The sequence below is a fragment of the Gammaproteobacteria bacterium genome, assembly GCA_016705365.1.
Lineage (GTDB): Bacteria > Pseudomonadota > Gammaproteobacteria > Pseudomonadales > UBA5518 > UBA5518.
The window spans coordinates 815,342-837,608 of sequence record JADIYI010000008.1 but is presented as its reverse complement, the minus strand read 5'-3'; the positions used below and the strand labels follow the sequence as shown (position 1 = coordinate 837,608).

Genomic DNA, 22,267 nt, shown 5'->3' with positions numbered 1-22,267 from the left:
CATGATCCGGAAAAAACTTGCGCTCATCGTGGCACCTCCGGCGATGCAGCCGGGCGGCTACATCATGAAGGCCTATGCGGACCGCACCGAACCACGGGTGCCCGAGCTCAATGTCAGCGTAGTGCGCAGTGCGCGCGGCTTCCTGATCGAGGTGGACTGGGCCTGCGAGGTCGCGCACCGGCTGACGGCCGGCGAGACGGACCTGTTCACCGATGCCTGCGCCCTGATGGCACCCGAGACCGGCGAGGCCCAGTGGCTCACCATGGGCGCGCCGGGCCACGCGGTCGAGGCGGCTTACTGGCGCGCCGACCGCGAACGGCCATGGCGCATGCGTGCCGAAGGCCTGGGCACGATGCAGCGCAGCGAGGCTCCCGCGGCCTGGAGTGCCCGCGGCGAGTGGGCCGGGGGACGCTGGCAGGTGCGCTTCGAGCTGGACGACTGGGCGCCGCTGGTCACACAGAAAAAACTGGCGATCGCGGTCTGGAGCGGACAGGCTGGCGAGCGCGCCGGGCTGAAGTCGGTCACCGCGGACTGGCTGGCGCTCGAATAGGGCGGCGCATGGAACACGAACACGCGCTCGCACTGCTGGCCTGGGCACGCATCTGGAGCCCCCTGGCGGAGGCCGCAGCACGCGAGGAGGCGTGGGCTGCGCTCGGCCTGCCAGACACGTTCAGTGCGGTGAGCGTGGAATACTGGACCGGCTGTCATGGCCCGCAAGCGCCCCTGTCCCTGCTGCTGCACGCGGCGCTCGGGCTCGATGGCAGCGCCACGCGCGAAGACTGGCTGCGTGTCATGGATCATCTGGACCTGGCCTGGGACGGTGTGCACCTGCCCCCCGATCAGCTGGGTGTCGCCTGCGAAGTGTTCGCCTGCGCGATCGATGCCGCGGAGCCGGTGCTGGTGCGCGAATTATGCGCGCGCTACCTGTTGCCCTGGTGCGATACCGCGCTCGCGCGCTTGCCGGCGGGGTCCGCGATGGGGCCGGTGCTCGATCAATTTCGTGCCGATGTGACATTGGCGTCGGCGCACCCGCATTGATTATTCGTCGATTCGCAAGGGAGGAAGGCCGCGTCTGCGCTAGCAAAACGACGGACGCTCTCCAATCACGCCGTCGCTGCGAAGCTGCGCGATCTCATCATCGCTCAGCCCAAGCACACCACCCAGAATTTCCTGGTTATGTTCGCCGAGACAGGGAGCCGCCCTCGAGACAGGCAGATACTCGCCGTTGAACTTGAAGGGGAAACTCGGGTAATGAATCGGGCCTACAGCCCGGTGCCCCAGCTTGGCAAAAAAGCTCCGGCGGGCCAATCGTGGATGAAAAAGCAGTTCCCGGGCATTGTAAAGCAGTGCCACTGCAAACTGATTTTCCTGCAGGACCGTCAGGACGGTTTCTGCCTCGCAATTCGCAAAGTACTCCTGCAGCATGGCGACGATATCGGACTCATGCTGCAGCCAATCGGCTGCGCGATAGCGCCTGAATGAGCGCGGTTGCGCAATGGCCAACAGTTCCATGAGCCGGATCAACTGCGGGTGATCCTCGATTGCGAGCGCGATCAATCGACCATCGTTACAGGCCAGGATCGCCTGCAGGCTGTTGGCAGCCCTGTTGCCCATTCGACCCAGACGCGCACCATAGGCACTGTATTCAACGATGGGTTCGGCCGCGACGCCCAAGCCAGTCTCCAGTAGCGGTACTTCGATCAGCTGACCTTTCCCGGACTCCTGTCGAGCGTGCAAGGCACACAGTGTCGCAAAGGCTGCCTGCATCCCTCCCAAAGGGTCCACGCAGCCGCGCGGAACCAGCGGAGCCCTGTCGGCATAACCCGTGAATGCCGCCATGCCTGACACCTGCTCGATATTCATCGCAAAACCCGTTCGGTCCCGCCAGGGACCGTCGAGACCGAAGGCCGGCATGCGCACCATGATCGCCCTGGAATTCAAGGCCTGAACCTGTTCCCAGCCCAAACCGTACTTGTCCATCACGCGGGGAGAGAAATTTTCGATAACGATGTCAGCCGTCTTGATCAGTTCCTTCAGCAAATCCAGTCCTGCGGCGGTGCTCATATCCAGGGTCAGCCCGTACTTGCCACTGTTGGCGCCATGCACAACGCCTGAGGACTCCCACAGGGGCGTATCTTTCGGAAAAAAGCCGCTGGCAAAGCGCATGCCATCAGGCCGCGCGACGGATTCAACCTTGATGACTTCTGCCCCGAGGCCGGCGAGGTAAGCGGTGACAATCGGCCCCGCCCAGAACGCGGTCAGATCCACCACTCGAACAGCGTCGAAGCGCAGTGGTTCGCCGTTGTTTTCCCGGGTTTTCCGCGGCTCGAAATCCGCACCGCCGCACTGTCCGAGCTTGGGCGCCGCACCCGCTGACCGGGTCAGCGAATCACTGAAGTGATACGGAACCCGCGGTTGCTGAAAGCCGGCGGGGTTGGTTTCAAAAACCTGGCGCTGCTGCAAGTGAGACATGCCAAACACCGACTCCCCGTCGCCGACTGGCACAGCGGGGACCCGATATTGTTCCGCGACCTGGAGAATTTCTTCCGTCGTTCTCTCCCGAGTCCAGCGATGAACCGCCTCGAGTACCCGGTCAATTTGTTCGAATCGCTGCTTTTGGCTGCTCAGCCCGGCGAGTTCGGGACTCTCTATCATTGCCGAAAGGGCTTGCCACTGCTGCGCTGTAATCGTGCAGAAACCGACCCAGCCATCTTTGCTGGGCTCCACCGAGGGCACCTCGACCTCGCGGGGAAAGGGTACGCCAGGCTCCAGTTGCTGGTGAACGTACTGGTAGGTCTGGAAGCTCAGCAGTATCGACTCGAACATGGAAAGATCAACATCCTGGCCTTTATCCTGTTCGCGCGCTCGCAGCCATGCGGTCAAGGCAGCCACGGCCGTGAAACTGGCAACGAGATACTCGCCCAGCTGCCCCCCCGCGGCGACCGGCAATCGATCGGCATAACCACGAGAATCAGTACTGCCGACCTCGGCCTGAAGGGTGAACTCCGTGGCAACTCCCGGCTCATCGCGCCCGTAAGCGCTTATTTCGACAATCGACAGCCTCGGGTTATTGGCTCTTAATCGCTCGCTATCCAAATGGTATGAGGCCAGCAGCCCGGAGCGTGAATCGCAGATAACCAGGTCGGCGCCAGCACACAAATCCGCCAGACGCTGTTGGTCAATTTCACTGCTCTTGTCGATCACGACGCTTTTCTTGTTGCCATGCAAGTAGTGAAACAGCGCGCCATCTTCCCCGGGTGACAGCGGGTCGGACAAACCCAGCAAGGCGGATTTTTTCCAATGTCGCAAGTGATCGCCCCCGGGGGGCTCCACGATAATCACTTCGCCACCCACATCACTGAGCATCTTGCTTGCATAGGCGCCGGCCAGCGTCTGGCTCAAATCAAGCACGCACAGACCTTGCACCGGATACTGCTTTTCAGACGAACTCACATTCGTTTACCTGCTATTGCCACGATCATTTCACCACAACGGCCTGGGAGCGATCCGGATGCCGGATCGCGGGCAGCAGCAGGAGTGACATCGCCAGCAGGACCATAAACAGCAAGAACGCGGAGTTGTAGCTCCCGGTCTGGTCGCGAATGGCGCCCGCCAGGGGAACGCCTGCCCCCACCGGCCACGAAACGAAGGTATGCCATTGGCGGTACACATAAAGCGGCAATGACCCTATTGGCTCGATACCTGACTTTTGCCAACGCTATCATGATGACGATGTTCGCGTCGTGCTTATCACGGACAGCGGTCGGGGCTTTGGTTCAGGCGCGCACACGGAATTGCGCATTGCTCTCGCACGGGGGAAACAGGAACAGGCAATCGCCATCCTCGAAAGGTCACGATTGATTCCTGGAATCATGCAAGAAAAGCAAGTGTGCCGCGGCAATCTCGGGGATACTTGCTCCACAATTGACGAGGAGCAGCGAGGCCATGGGACAGCTGGAGAAATTTGCCGAATACGCTTTGGCCATCAGGCTTGCCGACCTGCCTGTCGAGGTTCTCGACTACGCGAAAATCGTGTTTCTGGACACCTTGGTCTGCGGGCTCGCGGCATGCCGCCTGGAGCGGAGCGCGATCACCCGGCGCGTCGCCGCCCGACTTGCGGGACCGGCTGATGCCACCGTTTTCGGTTTGGAACAGAAGGTGGCATCGGCGAATGCAGCCTATGCAAACGCGGAGATGATGAATGCGCTCGATGCCGATGAAACATTCTACAACGCAGCCCACTTTGCCGCGATTGTGCTCGCCGCCTCGCTGGCGGAAGCGGAAAGACTGTGCAGTTCGGGAGCCGATATTCTCAAGGCGTTTATCGCGGGCTTCGAGATCAATGCCCGCTTGAATCTGGCATCAAAACTGATGGAGTACGATGGTGAACAGTTTCGCTGGTCGCCCCTGGTGGGAACTGGCACTGACGCATTTGGTGCCGCCGTGGCGGCGAGCAGTCTCGCCGGGCAAAGCCGTGAGCAAATGGTGAATGCGATGGGATTGGCAGGATGGACGGCCCCTACGCCAAAGGCGGCGAACATGTCCAGTCGCTCGGAGTTCAATTCTTTCAAGTATGCGCCGTATGGCAGTGTGGCCCAAGCTGGCCTGATGGCCTCACTGCTGGCGCAGGAAGGATACATCGGTGAACACGAGGTACTGGATTCAATTCCGGGCTTCTTCGAAGCCCAGGGGTACATGGGTGCCTACCGTGAATTGCTCGATTGCGCATCGGAGAAGTGGTGGATCATGGATACGGCGCTCAAGCCCTATCCATCATGCCGGTTTACCCATGCGGCGATAGACGCGGTGCTGGATTTCCAGAAAAAACATGAAGTGAGCATCGAGGACATCGACAGCATCGTCATCAGACTCAATCCGATTGCCTACTCCACCCGTTTTTTCAGGGAACCCGCTACTTCGATCGCGCAGGATCATCGCGCTCCGCTGCACGGTGCCTTCAATATTCCCTATATCACGGCACTGGCGTTGCTGGGACATCGGCGGGGACCGGACTGGTATGACCCCTCGGTGTTGAACGATGCGTCCGTGTGGGCGCTCGCTCTGCGCATCAGTACCCTGCCGGATGAAGGCCTGGCAAGGCGATGGCGTGAGGATGTGTTGCATAGTCCGATTCATCGTCCCAGATTCAACAGGGTGGTCATGGCCATTACCGTGCGCGGGGAATGCCACGAAATCACATCCGATCACAACCAGGGGGATCCGTGGAGCAAGGAAACGCGGGCCGACTGGAGATGGGTGAAATGCAAAATGGCGGATTTCCTCGACGGCATCCTCTCGGAGCAGCAACAGGAAAAGTTGTATTCCCTGGTCAGAAACCTGGAATGCGTTGGCAATATCAAAACACAGCTTTCCCCGCTGCTGGAGGTGTCGGCATGAGCAACCCGGATCACCCGGAAGCCAGCACGGAAACCGTTGAAGACAAAATCCGGTTTGCATCTTATTTCAAGCCCTGGATGATCCTTCTGCGCGGCAAACGCGGCCTGGCCATCGATCTGTGGCTGGTTGAGAAGACAGGTTGGTCGTTGATGTCCTATCAGTACTCAAAAGCCGGGGGCAACCCCTATACGCCAGTGATGTCGATCACGATGATAGGTGCGAAGAGCGGCGATCTCAGAAAGGTTGCATTACCGTATGTCGAACATGGAGGAGACTACCTGGTGATCGGCTCCAATGCAGGTGGTCCCACGGATCCGAAATGGGTGAGTAATTTCAGAAAGGAGCCACGTTGCTGGCTGATGGTGAACCGCAAGCCTGTAACCGCAACGGCCCATATTGCCGGCGGAGAAGAACGGGAGCGTTTGTTCAAAATTGTTGTTGAACGAAAGCCGAATGTGGCACGTTATCAGGAGCGGGCCAGTACTTTTGGTCGAGACATTCCGATCGTGGTGATCCGGCCTCGATCCCAAGCCAGTGAGTGACACAAATTGCCGGAAAGCGGCCGGGAGGCCCAGCAAATAAAAATCAATGATGACGATAGCGACGCTGCACGTGTTCCTGACGGATCGCGATCGCGTGCCGGCGCTCTTGCGGCGTGACCATACGGGTGTCGGCCGGCAGGTGTTGCATCACCTCATTGAACGGCACTTTCTTGACCACGCTCCACGGCAGGTTCTCGGTGGGCATTTTCGAATAGGCCCAGCGTACGCCGATATAGCCTTCCGGTTGCCCGGTGGTGTCGACCCAGTTGTGCACGCCGGGGTCACGGTGAGCGATCACGTAGCGGATCACGTTATCGGCATCCCGGTGTGCCTGCACGCCGTTCAGGCTGCTCTGGTAGTTGCTGAAATCGAGCGATTCGCCCCACATATTGCCGAGACAGAAGCCGATATAGTCCGGCTCGATCGGCTGGTGCAGCTCGATGATCATCGTCTCATCTTCAGTCAGCTCGAAGATGCCGCCACCGTAGATATTGGTGCCCATGCCGCCGCCCGTCGCGAGTGACGCGGCATTGGGCTTGTTCAGCGCATTGCGCGGCATGAAGCACTCGCCGTCGCCGTTGACGTCGCCATAGGCCTCCAGCGTGATCCCGTAGAACTTGTTCCAGAAGTGCACCTGGTTGCGGGTGAAGCGCCCGGCCTGGCGCAGTTGGCGCGCGGCTTCCTCGGGCGTGTACACGGGCATCGGCTGACCGAGAAGGTCATTGCGGTAGATGAACAAATCCATCGCTTCCTCGTGCTCCCAGTCGCCAAACAGTTCGCGCAGCCCGACCATCTCGGCCACGTATTCGCGCGTGACTTCCACGCCCTCGGCGTTGCGCCGTATTTTCGTCTTGCGGGTGCTCATGAAATTCCCGCTGTAACCGGCAGGACATTCCGGAGCGAGCAGAATCTCGAAGCTGCCGTCGGCACTCACTTGCAATTGGCTGGAATCCAGTACCGCACAATTGGCGCGCGAGCCAGGCTTCATCTCGTCGAGTTCGCCGCTGTCGCCCGAATGACCGCTTGCGGTCTGGAGGAACACGTAGTGCGGCGCCTTGCGCCCGTTCGTGATGGCTGGTTCGCCGCGCCAGTGGCGCGTGTCGGCGGTGCGGCCCTTGATCGTGTAACTGTAGTTGCCGTCGATCGGGGCGTACAGGTAGATCGCATCGCTGTTGTCGATCGTCGAACGGTTGAGCGGCTGGATCATGCGGACGAAATACGGGAACTCCGCTGTCGGCCCGAAGCTGCGCGCGATCGAGCCGTACAGGAAGCCGGTCACATAGCGGTAGCCTTCCGCGAGGTTGCGCCGACTCGGATCCGGTGGCCACAGCGTCGGGTCGTCGATCGCGTTGCGGGCTTCGCCCACCATCACGAGCATCTCGTCCCAGGCGCGGCGCAGTTCGCTCGCGGCGGCCTGTGTTGCGGGATCGGCGGGGGGGAGTTTGCGTTGCGGCATGTTCGTTCTCCTGGTGATGGGCAAGGTGTTATCGGGGGTCGGCGTCGGACGCTGCGGTGTCTGCGTCCCAGCCGAAGCGTTCGAACAGCGGCGCCAGCCGGCGCCGGATTTCCTGGTCCTCGAGGCCGAACTCCGCGAGGCTGTATTGATGGCTGGTCTCGTGCTTGCGGGCACGCGCATCCTCGGCCGCCAGATACGCACTCATCCGGGGCGTCATATCGATACCGAGCGCCGCATAGGCTTTCTCGATCGTCGCGCGCGGCTGTGCGGTCAGTTCGCGATAGTCGATCTCGGCAACGCGCGTTGCGGGATGTCGCGCCAGGACCTGTTGCGGCAACAGGTAGTGTTCGTAGGCGAGATCCGTCATCACGCGCGTCGATTCACGGATCCGCGACTCCTCCATGCTGCCGCGGCGTTTCCAGCCCGTGTGCAGCAGCTTCAGCAGGCTGGGGATGGTCTCGTGGGGATTGCGATACAGCACCACGAATCGCGCGTCGGGGAAGACTTCGATCAATGTCTGCACGCGTCCGCACCAGGCCGGGTTCTTGCTGAGATGGATGCGCTCGCTGCCGTTCAGGTACAGCTGACGGCGGACGCAGTTGCGGTAGAAGCGCATCAGCCGCTGGCGGCTCCGCGCCGGGCGCTGGTCGATGTGGAAGAAATCGAGCTCACCCATATAAGGTAACTGGGTCATCCAGAAGCCCGAGGCACAGGAAGCCTGCAGGATCAGATCGTCTTCTTCGGGAATACTCAGGCCCATCTTGTGGATGTGCTGGGTGGGGCCGAATTTGCGCTTCTCCCACGCCTGCAGGCGCTGCTCGATCCGGCGGCCCAGCAGTGTCCTGTCCAGCCAGGCAACGGCGTGCACCAGCTTCTTCTCGGTCAGCGCGGGCAGCAGCAGCTCGTAATACTTGAATACCGAGAAGCGCTCATCGCCGCTCAGCAGGCGATGAGCCAGCGTGGTACCGCTGCGCGCGTGGCCGATCACGAACACGGGCGCGCGCACCTTCACCCGCCAAAGGCCGGGGAAGAGAATGCCATCGAGAAAGAAGAAAACCGTGTGCGTCAGCGCGCGCAGCGGCACGATCAGCAGCAGCAGCTTCATGAGCCCGCGGCGCTGGCGCACGTTGGACTCCCTGGACGCCAGGCGGATGAGCTTGAACCAGATGAGGAAGTCGAAATAGAAAATCATGCGGCAGCGACCTCGACGTGTGCCCGGGGATGCGGGGATTTCAGCTAACCGAGGACCAGCGCGCGCCGGCGACCTCGACGATGCGGTTGCTCGTCAGCCGCCTCGGGCCTTCGTCGCGCAGGATACGCAGGCTCGCCTCTCGAATTGCCCTGCGCGTGGCCTCGGCACGGGACTGGACCGCCCTGCGGCGTCGAGCGGGAGACTGGTTGCTCATGGACTCATTTGAACCCATCCGCAGGTGGCTTGACTACCCGGTTTCGCGCATTTCGAGGCGGATCGCCGCGCTCAGGAAACGGGAATAAAGTCATTGGGATAGCTCAATGTGACGCCAACGCCCACGGAGAACTCCGCTAAAGCTCGGTTTTTGCGAATGCGGTCCGGCCAAAACAAGGCTGCTGCCCGGGCGCTTGCGAACTCACGCAGTCAAAATTGTTGACTATGCTTGGGGCTGCGCCAATTCACCCGAGGTCAGTGCTTGATGGATTACATTGCTTGTGTGTTTCTCAAGGAAGGCATTGCCGACAAGCAGCCGTCGCCTTTGGCAGCCGTCAATTATCATTGCCTCGAGTCGGGGATCGAGTACCTGGCAACGCACCTCGATAAAGGCATAAGCAACTTCCTTGTTTTTGGATCAACCGATAACAAATCAATCGATTTCGCCTGCGAGCGCGGTTTGATCCGGAATTTCATCGAGACGGCAAAGAAGAACTTCCGCCAGGATCTGACGCTTCATGCCGACGTCGGGCTCTCGCCCTACGCCAGCGACGGGCACAGCACCATCATCGAGAATGGCGAAGTCAATTATGAGAAAAGCTATGCACACGCCGCGAAGCTCGCCTTGGCTTTTGCAGCGGCCGGCGCGGATTATGTGGCGCCCTGCCTCTCGTTGCACGAGCAGGTGCGCGTACTGAGATCCGCCCTGGATGGCGCCGGTCACACCGGGACCAGGATCCATGCGTACAGCTCGAAGTTTTCTTCCGCGCTGTATGGCCCTTACCGCAGTACCATCCAGTCCCCCCTGAAAGCCCAGCGCAAAGCGTACCAGTCGGACTATTCCGATCCTTCCGAAGCCCTGAACCAGATTGCGGCTGATGAATCACAGGGTGCATCGATCGTCATGGTGAAGCCTGCGATGATCTATCTCGACATCGTGTTCAGGGCGCGGCAGATGACCACGCTGCCGCTGTCTGTTTACCACGTGAGTGGCGAGTACATGATGATCAAACAGGCCGCCAAAGCCGGGATGGTCGATGAAAACGATTGCTTCGATGAAATCCATTCCGGATTTCGTCGCTGCGGTGCCGATTATGTGATCGGCTATGCACCCGATCATTTCCTGCGATGGAACTCATGAGTCAGCAATTGAAAATCGCGGATTCGCTGCGCGAGGAGCTTCTGCCCGGCCTGGCCTCCGAGGCATTGCAGCTGTTGCCCGAGACCACCCCGGGCGAGCAATCCGTTGCACAATGTTTCGAGGCAATCGCCGAGGCCTTCCCGGATCGACCCGCGATAAGAACCCTGGACGACTGTATCAGCTACCGCGTGCTGAACCGGCGGGCAAATCGCATTGCGCACGCGCTGGCGCGCGCTTCCGCCAATGCGCACCGTCCGGTCGCCACCCTGATCAGCGTTTCTCCCGCATATATTTCCGCGCTTGTCGGCGCACTCAAGGCGGGACGACTCTATGCGTCGCTCGCGCCGGATTTTCCGCTCGAGTCGAACCGCAAGGTACTCACGGTGGCCGAGCCCGATGTACTGCTAACGGACACGGAAAATCTGCATCTGGCGGAGGAGTTGAGCGGCGGTAGTTGCACGATCCTCAATATCGACGAGCTCGACGATTCGCTCGCGGACACCAATCCAGGACCGGGAGTCACGCCCGATTCGTTTGCCTACCTGGTGTTTACCAGCGGCTCCACCGGCGTGCCCAAGGGCGTGTACCAGAACCAGCGCAACCTGTTGCGCTATTGCCGCTCACAAGCCGAACTGATGCAGATCAGCGCAACGGACTGTATCAGCTGCTGTTCTGCACCCCCGGTTTTCGGCACGGTCACCAGTATCTTCGTCCCACTCCTGGCCGGCGCCGCGGTGTTTACCATCGATGTCACGAAGCGCGGTTTTCCCGGACTTCGGGATAGCCTCGAACAGGGACACGTCACCGTATTCACCCTGTACGTGACCTTGTTCCGCCGTTTTGCCGGAACCCTGTCCGGAAAGGAGAACTTCGCCGCGCTACGTTTGATCCGGCTGGTCGGAGAGGCCACGACCAGTCTCGACTTCCAGCACTTTCGCACACGTTTCCCGTCCGCCCGCCGCCTGCTGATCAGTTACGGCTCATCGGAAGCGATGAGCGTCTGTGCGCGATTCTATGATCGGGACACGCAGATCGAAGACGGCAGCCTGTCGCCCGGGCGACCGCTGCCTGATGTCGAGTTGGCGATTCTCGATGAACAAGGCAAAGCCTGCGCACCGGGCGAATCGGGTGAGATCGTGGTTTCCAGCCCGTTCCTGTCGCTCGGTTACTGGAAGCGCGAGGATCTGTCCCAAGGCATATTTGTCGGCGGTTCGGACGATAGCGGCAATCGCAGCTTCATGACCGGCGACCTCGGTTGCCTGCTGCCCGATGGATCGCTGATTCACCAGGGCCGCCGCGACTTTCAGGTGAAGATCCGTGGATTTCGGGTCGAACTTCCGGCCGTGGAGTTGGCGCTGAGCCGGATCGAGGGTATAGAGGAAGCGAGCGTGGTCGGAATCGACAACGCAATGAACGAAAAGGAGCTTCTGGCATTCTACGTACCGGCAAACAAGCAGCCCATACCGAACCTGCGCACGCTGCTCGGCGCCTCGCTGCCCGACCATATGGTGCCCTCACGTATCGTGGCACTTCGCGGTTTGCCGCTTACCGACAGCGGCAAAGTGAACACGGCATTGCTGAGCGACCGCGATTTTCTGCAATCCGCGGTGCTGCACGATCTGCGCCTGGAGGAGGCCGGGTCCCTCCGATCAGCCGGCGACATCGGCACTGTGCAGTTCACGGGAATGGACAGACGGGAACAGGCACTGGCCGATATCTGGACGCGAATCCTCAAGGAGGCGTCACTCGACCCCGACAGCCGTTTCTTCCAGGTTGGCGGTAGTTCCCTGGATGCGATGGAGATGCAGTCGCAGGTCGAGCAGGTTTTTGGCGTACCGGTATCGCTCGACTGCATTTTCGATGACCCGACACTCGCCGAGTTTGCCGCACAGCTGCCACCTCCGGCGATAGCCACCGCAGCGTCTGACGAGGCGCCCGCGGCCACGCACCAGGATGCGGCACCAAGTTCGCGTAATCCATGGTGGCGGCTGCGCTGGCGCGACGCGTGACGCGTGACGCGCATGCGTTCGATTCATCGCGCACCGACGTCGATGGAGCCGGGCGCGATTCCTGTGTCCCCGAGCCGGCCAGTTCCTGCGCGAATAGGACTTGATGGCTGGCAAGCAGCCGCAAGCGGCCGTATTTCAGGGCTGCGGAGCGAACCTGAACGGCCATCGCCTACACGGCTTCGATCCCTAACGGCTCGTCACGCTGCTTGCGCCAGATGTTCCCCAGGCGGCGCAGCTGATTCCAGCCAAACCAGGCAGCAACACCACCGGCCACGCTGAGCAGCGTCTCCAGGCCGTGGCTACCGAGGTCGATCCCGACCATATGCAGTGCCTTGACCCAGATGAACTGCGTCAGGTAGATGAACAGGGAAGCGGCCGCCAGCATGTAGGCCACGCGCTTTATCCAGTCGACCGTGGGGATCTCCCTGAAGAAAACCAGGATGCCGCCAAACAGCAGCATGATGGTCACCGGCGCGCCGAGGAAATGTTCCGACAGCAGCCAGTAGCCGAGCAGCAATCCGAGGGTCAGGACTTTGCGGGGAGTGGTATTGCTGAAATACATGCACATGCCGAGCGCCAGCGTGGCGAAATGGGTTGTCGGCAGGCGGTGCACGGGATGCCCCTGCGTTATCGACGCGGGATCCTGCAGCCACGCAAAAAAGAGCGGTGAACCGAGACGGACCGCCGTCGCGACCACAAAGACCAGCACGCAGAAGCGGAAAGCATCCTTTTCGAGCCAACTTCGCACCGCTGCAAATGAAAACAGCAGTGCATATATCAGCAGCATCTGCAGCAGCGCGTGCACGAACCAGATATGCGGCTCGATACCCCGCGCGGGCATCGCAAACAGGTTCGCCACCATCAGGAAATTGGAATAATGCGGCAGTGCGCCGACGCAGCTTGTCGCCGCGGTGTAGGCCATTACCGGCAGCACGATTTTGCCCACCAGGGACAGCAGCGGCCTGGCGCTGTCACGCTGCAGGACCTGCGGCAACTGCAGTTTTGCCAGCAGGAAGCCGGTCACCAGGAACAGTGCGCCGGTCGATCCCCGGGCAACGCTGAAGAAGTCGGCGTGCCCGGCAACGATGATCAGGATGGCAGCCGCCCGGATCGCGATGCAGGTGTCGAGCATGCGCACCTTGCTCGTGCTGACACCGCGGCCGGCGAGTTCGCGGACGCTCAGTTCACCCCAATCCTGCGGCAGCGCCCCGAGACGGCGCTCGAGTGACATCTGCATGCTGACGTAGGAAAGCGAGTCGCCACCGAGCGCGACAAAACTGTCCTCCGCTCCGATGCCGTTCAGTTGCAGCACCTCTTCGAGGTCCGCGATCAGCTCGCGTTCGAGTTGGGTCTTCGGCGCAATATAGCGCCGCTCGGCCACCAGGTCGCTTTTCTGCGGGGCCCGCAGCTGCTTGCGATCAACCTTGCCATTCGGCAGCATCGGCAGCTCATCCAGCACCACGTAATAATCGGGGACCATGTAGCGCGGCAGCGTCGCGCGCAGATGCCTCACCAGTTCGGCACGCTCGGGCATATGACCCGGCGCGCGCTCGATGTAGGCGACCAGCCGGGCTTCCTCGTGCGCTTCTCCAACGCCGAGCGCGACCGCGCGCGCCACCGGCTCCAGATCCTCGAGCGCCCGCGATATCTCCGCGAGCTCGACCCGGAAGCCGCGCACCTTGAGCTGGTCGTCACGGCGGCCCAGACAAACGATGTTGCCGTCGGGCAGCGTGTAGCCATAGTCCCCGAAATAGTAGGCGTCACCGGAAAATCCGCTCGCCTTGCGCTCGCGAGTCTGAATCATTTCACCGGTATCGAGATAACCCTTTGAAAGATACGGCGATCGCGCCACGATCTGGCCATACTCTCCGTACGCCGCTCGCTCCCCGAAACCGTTCTCGATATACAGCTCTACGCCCGGTATTGCCTGCCCGATGGGTACCAGGCGCCACGGCAGATCCTGTTCGATGGCAAAGTACGCAAAGGCCTGCGGCGTTTCCGTCGCGCCAAAGAAGTTCACCGACCGCGCCGCGGTCGCGGCTGCGGCAAACTGGGCCACGTGATGCCCGGTAAGGATGTCACCGCCCCAGAACAGATAACGCAACGTCGGCAGCGTTTGCTGCTTGCGCATGCCACCGAGAATCAGGTGACCGATCTGGGGAGTCAGGTGGCAGAGCGTCGGTCGCGACGCCGCCATCCAGTCAAACAGGGCCTTGGCATCACGATCGGCGGCGGGATCCGGCAACAGCAACGTCGCCCCGATCGAGAGCGGGAGAAAAATATCCCGCAGCACCGGGTCGTGACCGAGACCGGACAGCACCGTGACCCGGTCGTTGCGGTCCAGCTCGAAGCGCTCGGCCTGCCAGTGCAGGAAATGAACCAGCGGCCGATGGCTTACCGACACGCATTTGGGCACACCGGTGGTGCCCGAGGTGAACAGGTGATAGGCAACATCATCCGCGGTGGCGGCGCCGGCCGGAACGCCGGCGCTGGCGGCCCGCAATCCGTCCTGGTCCAGGTGCAGCAGGAAGCACTCGCTTTCTTGCGCAGCGCAGACCAGTTCGTCCGGGACCTCCTGCTCCTCGCAGACGATGATCCCGCCGGGGCGCAGCATATCGACGCACTGGCGCAGGCGCCGCGGCGGGTAGGCGGAATCCAGGATCGCGAATGCGCAACCCATGCGCAGCACCGCCAGCAGCGCGGCAACCAGCCCGGGTGTTCGCCGCGCCAGCACCGCCAGCGTCGCGCCCGGGGCGATACCGCGATCGTGAAGACCGGCCATGATCGTGTCACTGGCGCGCTCCAGTTCGCGATAGGACCAGCGTTGCTCCGCGCATTCGATCGCCGTTGCCTGCGGGTGCAGGCGAGCCTGGCGCAGAAACAGCTCATGGACGAGTTCCGCGGCGCTCTCCCGAACAGGCGGCAATACGGCCGGCGGCACCCGTCTGCTCCTCTGCGTGACGCCGAGAGCGGCAATCGCGCACTGGGGGTCGGTACAGGCATCGCCCAGCAGGGCCACGAACTGGTGCGCGAATTCCTCCACCCTGGAACGCAGGAACTGGCTGCGATTGAAAGCCAGGTACAGCAGCACGCCCTGCGCATCATCGACGATGCGGAAATTCAGGTCGTGATCGGACTGGGCAAAGACGAAATACTGGCGTGTGACCTGGCAGCCCTGGAGGTCGAAGTCCTGCCTGCCCGGCAGCCAGTTGATGCCAAAGCGGGCCTTGATCCCGCTGTCACTGACCACCTCCTGGTAAGGCACGGCCTCGTTCTGCAGACACAGGCCGATATTCTTGCGGGTGGCGCGCGCCAGCTCCGCAAATGGCATCTCCTCGCTCCAGCGGGTGATCAGAACCAGTGCCTTGGAAAACAGCCCGCAGGTCTGCTCCGAACCCGCGTAGCCACGCCGACCCGCGCTCTGTATCAGGGATATCACGCTGCTGGCGCCGGTATGCCGTCCCAGCAGCACGCTGTAGACCGTCGAATACAACGCAAAGGGCGAAACCCCAAGCTGCCTGGCAGCCTCTCGCGCGCGCGCGCTCAGCGAAGCATCCAGGCGAAACTCGAGGAAATCCATCTCGGACGACGGTTGTTCGGGCCTGAAATCGGCGGGCAGGCTTCCCTCGCCATCGAAATCCGCCAGGTAGTCCTGCCAGAACGCCTCGGCCTGGCGCCGATCGGCTGGCGGCTCCCGATTGCCCGCGAAGAAATCGCGATACGCCACCGGTGTCGTGTCCGGCTCCCTGCCCTCATAGAACATCGACAGCTCGCGCCGGAATATCCCGCCGGACAGGGCATCGGTCAGCGCGTGATGGAACAGGGTGGTGAACACGTGGCGCTGCGTGCCGATCCGGATCAGCTGGAAGCGTGCCAGCTCCGACTCAAGAAAATTGTGCGGCCGGTACGCGCAGGCCTCGATGGCCTTGCGAACGGCCACGGGGTCCCACTCCGGCAGCGCGAGCTGCTCGATCTCGATCCGCGGCGATTCGTGCACCCGGTTGAGATAACCTTGTCCGCGCTTCCTGACCAGCGAAACGCGCAACATCTCGTGACGTGCGACCACCTTGCCGATCGCGGCCTCGAACCTGGCGACATCCAGCGGCCCGTCGATCACCCAGGACGCGGGCTGCATATAGTTTGCCTGCGTGAGCGTTTCCGCCAGGATGTAGCGGAGCTGGTCCGGTGTCACCGGAAACTCGCTGGCCGAGGTCTCTGGTTGGCGCATGAGTCGCAACTGCAATTACTCCTGAAGACTGGCGGCGCACGAACACGGGTTCATGGCACGATTCGGCATCCCGGCGAAATGCGCCCTTGTCCGGGACGCTGTCGAAGCCGCCGATGACTGGCTGAGCATTGAGAAGATAGCCTACCGGGCGAAAGCCGTCATATCACCCGGGCTTCCCTGCGGGTCGAGCGCACCGCAAGCAGCACCGACCGGAGCTTCGAACCGGCTCACATCACTGCGTTGCGGGTTTCAGCTTCGGTAGTGCCGCGCCTGATCCCGCGGCCAAGCGGCGGGTGAACGGCAGATAGAACGTCGGCAGCACGAACAGCGTGAACAAGGTACCCACCAGCATGCCGGATGTGATCACCAGGCCGATCGCGAAACGGCTGTTGGCACCGGCACCGAAGGCCAGCAGCAGCGGCAATACACCGAGCACGGTAGCGAAGGTCGTCATCAGGATCGGGCGCAGCCGCAGCGCGGCAGCCTCGATCACCGCGCCCCGGCGATCCATGCCCTCGGCCAGCTGGCGGTTGGCGAAGTCCACGATCAGGATGCCGTGCTTGCTGATCAGCCCGATCAGCGTCAGCAGGCCGACCTGGGTGTAGATGTTCAATGTTCCCCAGCCGAGCGCAAGCGGCACGGTCGCGCCGAATATCGACAGCGGTACCGCTACCAGCACCACCAGCGGATCGCGAAAGCTGTTGAACTGCGCGGCCAGTACCAGGAAGATGAACGTCAGCGACACCGCGAACAGTGCCCCGAAACCAGTGGTCTCCTGCACAAAGCGACGTGATTCGCCCTCGTACCCGACCTGAAAACCCACCGGCGCCACTTCTTTCAGCGTGCGGTCGAGGAACTCGAGCCCCGTGCCAAGCGTGTTGGGCGGCATCATCATGCCCTGGATGGTGGTGCTGTTGAGCTGCTGGTACTGGCTGAGCGTGTTCGGCTCGACCCGCGAATCGAGCCGGATCACGGTCGCCAGCGGTACCAGGTCGCCACCGTCGGTGCGCACGTAGTAACGCTCCAGCGCCTCGCGCGTCAGGCGGAATCCGCGATGCGCCTGCGGGATCACCTTGTAGCTGCGCCCCTCCATGCTGAAGCGATTGACCTCCGACTCGCCAAGCATGGTCTGCAGCGTCTCGCCGATGGCTTCCATCGAAATGCCGAGACGCGCCGCGAGATCGCGCTCGATGGCCACCGTCACCTCGGGGCGCGAGTAACGCAGGGTCTTGTTGACGAACGCGAACAAGCCCGACTCGCGCGCCTTCGCGAGCACTTCATCCGAGACCCGGTCGAGTTCCTTGTAGTCCGCGGTGGAGGCAATCACGAAGTTCACGGGCAGTCCGGAATCCGCACCGGGCAGCGAGATCAGGCTGAAAGTGAAGATTTCCAGGCCGCTGATACGCGCGAAACCCGCCTGCAGATCGGTCTGTATTTCTTTCTGGCTGCGCTCGCGTTCGCTCCACGGCTTGAGTTCGATGCCGCCGAACACTGTCCCGGGGTTGTTCACCTGCCACGAGTGGCTGACTTCGGGTATCTGCTTCCAGGTACTGACCATCTGGTCGAGGAAATAATTCACGTAATCGACGCTGCTGTAATCGGGCGGTGTCGCGACGACAAACAGGCTGCCGTTGTCCTCCTCGGGTGCCAGTTCCCGTTGCGCCATCTGGAACAGCAGCGGCAAGCTGGCAAGAATCACGGCGGCGAACAACAGTACCGCGCCGCGGTTGTCCAGGCAGTGCCCGAGCAGACGCCGGTAGGCGTTGTGCAGCGCTTCGAAGCGCGCATCGAGCCAATGCGCCAGTGCCCCCTGGTGCGCCGTGTCCGTCAGCAGGTAGGCACACATCATCGGACTCAGCGTCAGTGCGATGATGCCCGATACCACCACCGCACCGGCGAGCGTCAGCGCGAATTCGCTGAACAGCACACCGGTCAGCCCGCCCAGAAAGGTGATCGGTGCGTAGACCGCCGCAAGAGTGAGCGTCATCGCAATCACCGGCAAGGCCACCTCGCGCGCACCACGGATCGCGGCGTCCACGGGTTGCATGCCGTTCTCGATATGGCGGTGCACGTTTTCCACCACCACGATCGCGTCGTCCACCACCAGTCCGATCGCGATCACCATCGCCAGCAGCGTGAGCAGATTGATGGAAAAGCCCGCCGCCCAGACCAGGAACAGCACCCCGACCAACGACAGCGGGATCGTGACCAGCGGGATCAGCACCACGCGCAGCGAGCCGAGGAACAGCAGGATCACCAGCATCACGATGAGCGATGCCTCCACCAGGGTCCGTACCACCTGCACCAGCGCTTCCTTGATGAATACGGAAGAGTCCGAGTCATAGAAAACCTTGAGATCCGCGGGCATCTGTGCGGTCAGGCGCGGCACGACTTCCTTGACCCGCCCGGCAACCTCCAGCGGATTGGCGCCGGGCGCCGGCGTCACCGCCAGAAACACCGTATCCCTGCCACTGGAGTAGTCTGCGGAATCGTAATCCGCGCTGGCCAGCTCCAGATCGGCCACATCACCGAGACGCACCCGCTGGTCACCGTCCTGGCGGACCACGATGCCGGCAAATTGATCCGGACTCTGGATGTCGGTCTCGGCATCGATGCTGGCACGCACCAGCATGCCGCGGGTGCTGCCTGCGGCGCTGATGTAATTCTGCTCACGGATCGCCCTGTTCACATCGGTGGCGGTTACTGCAAAGGCCGCCATTTTCGCCGGGTCCAGCCAGACCCGCATCGCAAAGCTGCGGCTGCTGTATATCTTGGCGTCACCGACACCTTCGAGGGTGCTCAGCTCGGGTTGTATATTGCGCGCCACGTAGTCGTATACCTGCTGTATCGACATCTGTTCGCTGAGGAACGCCATGTAGATCATCGCGTCATCACCAAGAGAGCTGGTAATGACCGGATCCTCCACCTCGCGCGGCAATTCGAACCTCGCCTCGCCAACCTTGGCGATGATCGCGGTCATGACTTTCTCGGTGTCCTCGCCGAGACGCACATGGACATCGATTTCGGACACACCAGGATCACTGCGGGACGTCATGTACTCGACGCCTTCGGCCGCCGCGATACGCCGCTGCAGGGGTTCGGTCACGAAACCCTGCACCGTGCGGGCGCTGGCGCCCGCGTAGACGGTACTCACCCTGACCAGGCTTTTTTCCACATCGGGAAACTGGCGGACCGAGAGCTGGCCGGCACCCTGCAGGCCCAGCATCAACAACAGGCAGCTCACCACGATCGCAAGCACCGGGCGCCTGATGAAGAGATCGGTGAACTTCATCGGTGAACCTCAGATATCGACCGTGTCATCGATCAGCACTTTCACGCCGCGATAGAGCTTGTTCTGCCCGACGGTCGCGACCCGCTCGCCCTCCTGCAACCCCGCCAGCAGCTCGGTGCGCCCGTTCCGGGTCTCTCCTGCCTTGACGATGCGCGAGACCGCGGCGAGACCTCCATCCGGGTGGTTCTCGATCACGAACACCGTGTCGCCCTGCAGCGAATAGGTGACCGCGGTTTCGGGCACGGTGACCACGCTCGTCTGCGCGCCGAGATCGAGCTGCAGCGTGGCGAACATGCCGGGCAACAACTCCCCGGGTTCGAGCACGCGCGCACGCAGCAGCAGGTTGCGCGTGCCCGGGTCGACACTGGTATCGAGCGCCTGGAGTTCGGCGGCGAACACGCGGTCCGGAAACGCATCCACCTGCAACGCGATCGCAAGACCGGGATGGAGCTGCGACGCATAGCGTGCGGGCAACGTGAAATCCACATCGAGCCGCGACAGATCCTGCAACGAGGCGATCATTGTGCCGGGGGCTATGTAATCACCGAGATCGACGCGGCGAATACCGATGCGGCCGGCAAACGGGGCAAAGATCCGCTTGTTGCGGATACGCGCCTCGGTTTCCGCAAGCTGCGCCCGCGCGCGCTCGAGGTCGGCCCGGCTGCGATCGAACTGGGTCTGGGCAATGGATTTCTGCGCAATGAGCTTGAGATCGCGCTCGTAGAGGATTTTCGCCAGGTTCAGCGTGGCAATCTCGTTCTGGCGGCTGGCCTGCTCCACATCGTCGTTGAGCACCAGCAACAGCTTGCCGGCCTCGACCGTGTCACCGGAATCGAAATTCAGCGCGGTAATCTGGCCGCTGGTTTCCGCACCAAGATTGACCCCGCGCACGGCCTTGATGGTGCCGACCGCATCCAGGTGATGGCCCCAGGTTTCGCGGGTTGCGAGCGCCGCCGCGATGGTCACCGGCGGCGGCGAAAAATCCGCATTGGCCAGCTTGCTGAAACGCACATACTGATAGCCCCCAATGGACCCGAATATCGCAAGCAGCAGAACAATGACGATCAAGTAGGCGCGCACGCTCGATATCCGGTTGCTCAACGGGATGGCAGTGTATTGCTTTCAGGCGGAATTTTCAGCGACGTGGCGCGGAAAATGCGGTTCGCGGCGGCCATCGATGACTCAGCGCTCGCTCTTGAACCCCGCCCTGCGCGCGTCCCAGGTGTTCGGACCGATGCCTGCTTCACGCAGCCGGTACTTCTGGATCTTCTGATTGGGCGTGTACGGCAGTTCCTCGACGAATTCGATATAGCGCGGCACGAAGAAATAAGGGGCGTTATCGTTGATGTACTGCGCGATATCGCGCGCCTCGACCACGGCATCGGGCCGCAGCACCACGTTCAGCTTGATCTCGTCCTCGTGCTGGAGTTCCTCCGAAGGTATGCCGAAAGCCGCGCAATCGGCAATTGCGGGGTGGCGGCGCGCAACCAGCTCGACTTCGTAGCTCGAGATGTTGCGGCCCTTGTAGCGTACCGCGTCTTTCTTGCGATCGACAAAGAAATAATTGTCCTCGGCATCCCGGCGCAGCATGTCACCGGTGTGATACCACGCGCCGGAGAATGCATTCGCGGTCGCCTCGGCGTCATCGAAATAGCCGTTGAAGATCATGAAAGGGCGCTGCGGCCTCACCCACAACTCGCCGGGATTGCCGACGCCGACCTCCTGGCCCGCCTCGTCGACCAGCTTCATGTCCATCCCCTCCACCGGGTTGCCGCAACTGCCGGGCGGCCAGGAGGAACGCAGCCGCTGATCCTGGCGCAGCATGATCATTGCTTCGCTCTGTGACATGCCCTGCCCGAGCACCCGCACCCCGAATCGCTTGCTGAACGGCTCCTTGATATCGGTCGGCATCGGCACCGCCTGCAGTTCGCGCAGGGGATTGTCGGCATCGTCAGCCCGTGGCGGGGCGTTCCACAAAAACATGTGCATGGCGCCGATCGTGAAAGATTGCGTCGCGCCGTAGAAGCGCACCCGATCCCAGAAGCTCGTTACCGAGAACGCCGGATCCACCGCCAGCGTGACGCCACAAAAAAGACTGCGGAACAGCGAGGTGGCCCAGGCGCCGGAGTTGTACATCGGCATCACGTTGTAGACCACGTCACCGGCGCGGGTGTGGTACATCACATCACCGTCGAGGGCGGCCTGAAACCACACATTGTGGCTCTGCATCACGCCCTTCGAGCGCCCGGTGGTGCCGGATGTCCACAACACCGCGCAGGTATCGCCATAGTCGAACCCACTCAGATCCGGCTCGCCCGGCGACGGCGCATAGAGCGCCTCGAAGGGCAGCGCGCCGGGAAGGCAGGCGGGATCACCGAGCACCGCGATATGCGCGACCTGAAGGCTCGCATGTACAGCGGCCACGCGCTCGGCATGACTGGTATCCGTGACCAGCAACTTCGCGCGCCCGCGGTTGATGGTGTCCTCGAGCCAGGCACCCTTGTAATCGCTGTTGACCGGGACCCAGATCGCACCGAGCTTGTTCACCGCGAGCACCAGGAACATCACTTCCGGCGCGCTCGACATGTAGAACACCACGCGGTCGCCCCGCTCGATACCGAGCTTGCGCAGGCCGGCGGCCAGTTCGTTGACCCTTGAATTGGCCTGGTCGAAGGTATACACGGTGCGGTCGAACACCAGAAATCGGGTGTCGCCGTTCTGCTCTGCCTGCATGCGGATCGCACGCCCGATATGACGGTCATGGATGTTGTCGAAAACCAGCTTGTTCATCGTTGCT

General features: G+C 62.0%; 13 protein-coding genes. 6 read left to right on the top strand and 7 right to left on the bottom strand.

Annotated features, from left to right (window positions below):
- Position 1 precedes the first annotated feature (1 nt).
- Positions 2-550, top strand: a complete 549-nt coding sequence (locus IPF49_11405) for a hypothetical protein (GenBank protein ID MBK6288221.1) — start codon at positions 2-4, stop codon at positions 548-550.
- A gap of 8 nt (positions 551-558) precedes the next feature.
- Positions 559-1,038: a hypothetical protein gene (locus tag IPF49_11400; GenBank protein ID MBK6288220.1), complete on the top strand. Its 480-nt coding sequence runs from the start codon at positions 559-561 to the stop codon at positions 1,036-1,038.
- A 39-nt stretch (positions 1,039-1,077) separates the two neighbouring features.
- On the opposite strand, the gene IPF49_11395 is transcribed toward IPF49_11400, so the two are convergent.
- Entirely contained in the window at positions 1,078-3,453 is a 2,376-nt protein-coding gene (locus IPF49_11395; protein ID MBK6288219.1) for a CoA transferase, read from the bottom strand.
- 492 nt (positions 3,454-3,945) lie between these two features.
- Between IPF49_11395 and IPF49_11390 the strand changes: the two genes are divergently transcribed.
- Positions 3,946-5,397, top strand: a complete 1,452-nt coding sequence (locus tag IPF49_11390) for an MmgE/PrpD family protein (protein ID MBK6288218.1) — start codon at positions 3,946-3,948, stop codon at positions 5,395-5,397.
- Entirely contained in the window at positions 5,394-5,939 is a 546-nt protein-coding gene (locus IPF49_11385; protein MBK6288217.1) for a nitroreductase family deazaflavin-dependent oxidoreductase, read from the top strand. The genes IPF49_11390 and IPF49_11385 overlap by 4 nt, the downstream gene beginning before the upstream one ends.
- A 43-nt stretch (positions 5,940-5,982) precedes the next feature.
- On the opposite strand, the gene IPF49_11380 is transcribed toward IPF49_11385, so the two are convergent.
- Positions 5,983-7,395 carry a hypothetical protein gene (locus IPF49_11380; GenBank protein ID MBK6288216.1) on the bottom strand — a complete coding sequence of 471 codons (1,413 nt, stop codon included), beginning with the start codon at positions 7,393-7,395 and terminating at the stop codon, positions 5,983-5,985.
- A gap of 28 nt (positions 7,396-7,423) precedes the next feature.
- A complete protein-coding gene (locus IPF49_11375; GenBank protein ID MBK6288215.1) occupies positions 7,424-8,587 on the bottom strand; it encodes a sulfotransferase in 1,164 nt (387 codons plus the stop codon).
- Between the two features lie 475 nt (positions 8,588-9,062).
- Between IPF49_11375 and IPF49_11370 the strand changes: the two genes are divergently transcribed.
- Both IPF49_11370 and IPF49_11365 read left to right on the top strand, forming a co-directional pair.
- Positions 9,063-9,941 (top strand): hypothetical protein, encoded by an 879-nt coding sequence (locus IPF49_11370; GenBank protein ID MBK6288214.1) that lies wholly within the window; start codon positions 9,063-9,065, stop codon positions 9,939-9,941.
- Positions 9,938-11,950 carry a non-ribosomal peptide synthetase gene (locus IPF49_11365; GenBank protein MBK6288213.1) on the top strand — a complete coding sequence of 671 codons (2,013 nt, stop codon included), beginning with the start codon at positions 9,938-9,940 and terminating at the stop codon, positions 11,948-11,950. Before IPF49_11370 ends, IPF49_11365 begins: the two co-directional genes overlap by 4 nt.
- A gap of 169 nt (positions 11,951-12,119) precedes the next feature.
- Here IPF49_11365 and IPF49_11360 read toward each other — a convergent pair whose 3' ends face one another.
- The 4 genes from IPF49_11360 to IPF49_11345 all read right to left on the bottom strand — a co-directional run bounded on the left by IPF49_11360 (position 12,120) and on the right by IPF49_11345 (position 22,260).
- Complete coding sequence (locus IPF49_11360; protein MBK6288212.1) at positions 12,120-16,187, bottom strand: AMP-binding protein; 4,068 nt, start codon at positions 16,185-16,187, stop codon at positions 12,120-12,122.
- A gap of 223 nt (positions 16,188-16,410) precedes the next feature.
- Complete coding sequence (locus IPF49_11355) at positions 16,411-19,470, bottom strand: efflux RND transporter permease subunit (GenBank protein ID MBK6288211.1); 3,060 nt, start codon at positions 19,468-19,470, stop codon at positions 16,411-16,413.
- 9 nt (positions 19,471-19,479) lie between these two features.
- Entirely contained in the window at positions 19,480-20,550 is a 1,071-nt protein-coding gene (locus IPF49_11350) for an efflux RND transporter periplasmic adaptor subunit (protein ID MBK6288210.1), read from the bottom strand.
- A gap of 102 nt (positions 20,551-20,652) precedes the next feature.
- Complete coding sequence (locus IPF49_11345) at positions 20,653-22,260, bottom strand: AMP-binding protein (protein ID MBK6288209.1); 1,608 nt, start codon at positions 22,258-22,260, stop codon at positions 20,653-20,655.
- Positions 22,261-22,267 lie beyond the last annotated feature (7 nt).

What these genes read in the sequence shown, in the direction of transcription:
- IPF49_11375 (MBK6288215.1), bottom strand. Translation starts at nt 8,587, where the DNA reads ATGATTTTCTATTTCGACTTCCTCATCTGGTTCAAGCTCATCCGCCTG.
- IPF49_11405 (MBK6288221.1), top strand. Translation starts at nt 2, where the DNA reads ATGATCCGGAAAAAACTTGCGCTCATCGTGGCACCTCCGGCGATGCAG.
- IPF49_11380 (MBK6288216.1), bottom strand. Translation starts at nt 7,395, where the DNA reads ATGCCGCAACGCAAACTCCCCCCCGCCGATCCCGCAACACAGGCCGCC.
- IPF49_11365 (MBK6288213.1), top strand. Translation starts at nt 9,938, where the DNA reads ATGAGTCAGCAATTGAAAATCGCGGATTCGCTGCGCGAGGAGCTTCTG.
- IPF49_11390 (MBK6288218.1), top strand. Translation starts at nt 3,946, where the DNA reads ATGGGACAGCTGGAGAAATTTGCCGAATACGCTTTGGCCATCAGGCTT.
- IPF49_11385 (MBK6288217.1), top strand. Translation starts at nt 5,394, where the DNA reads ATGAGCAACCCGGATCACCCGGAAGCCAGCACGGAAACCGTTGAAGAC.
- IPF49_11400 (MBK6288220.1), top strand. Translation starts at nt 559, where the DNA reads ATGGAACACGAACACGCGCTCGCACTGCTGGCCTGGGCACGCATCTGG.
- IPF49_11345 (MBK6288209.1), bottom strand. Translation starts at nt 22,260, where the DNA reads ATGAACAAGCTGGTTTTCGACAACATCCATGACCGTCATATCGGGCGT.
- IPF49_11355 (MBK6288211.1), bottom strand. Translation starts at nt 19,470, where the DNA reads ATGAAGTTCACCGATCTCTTCATCAGGCGCCCGGTGCTTGCGATCGTG.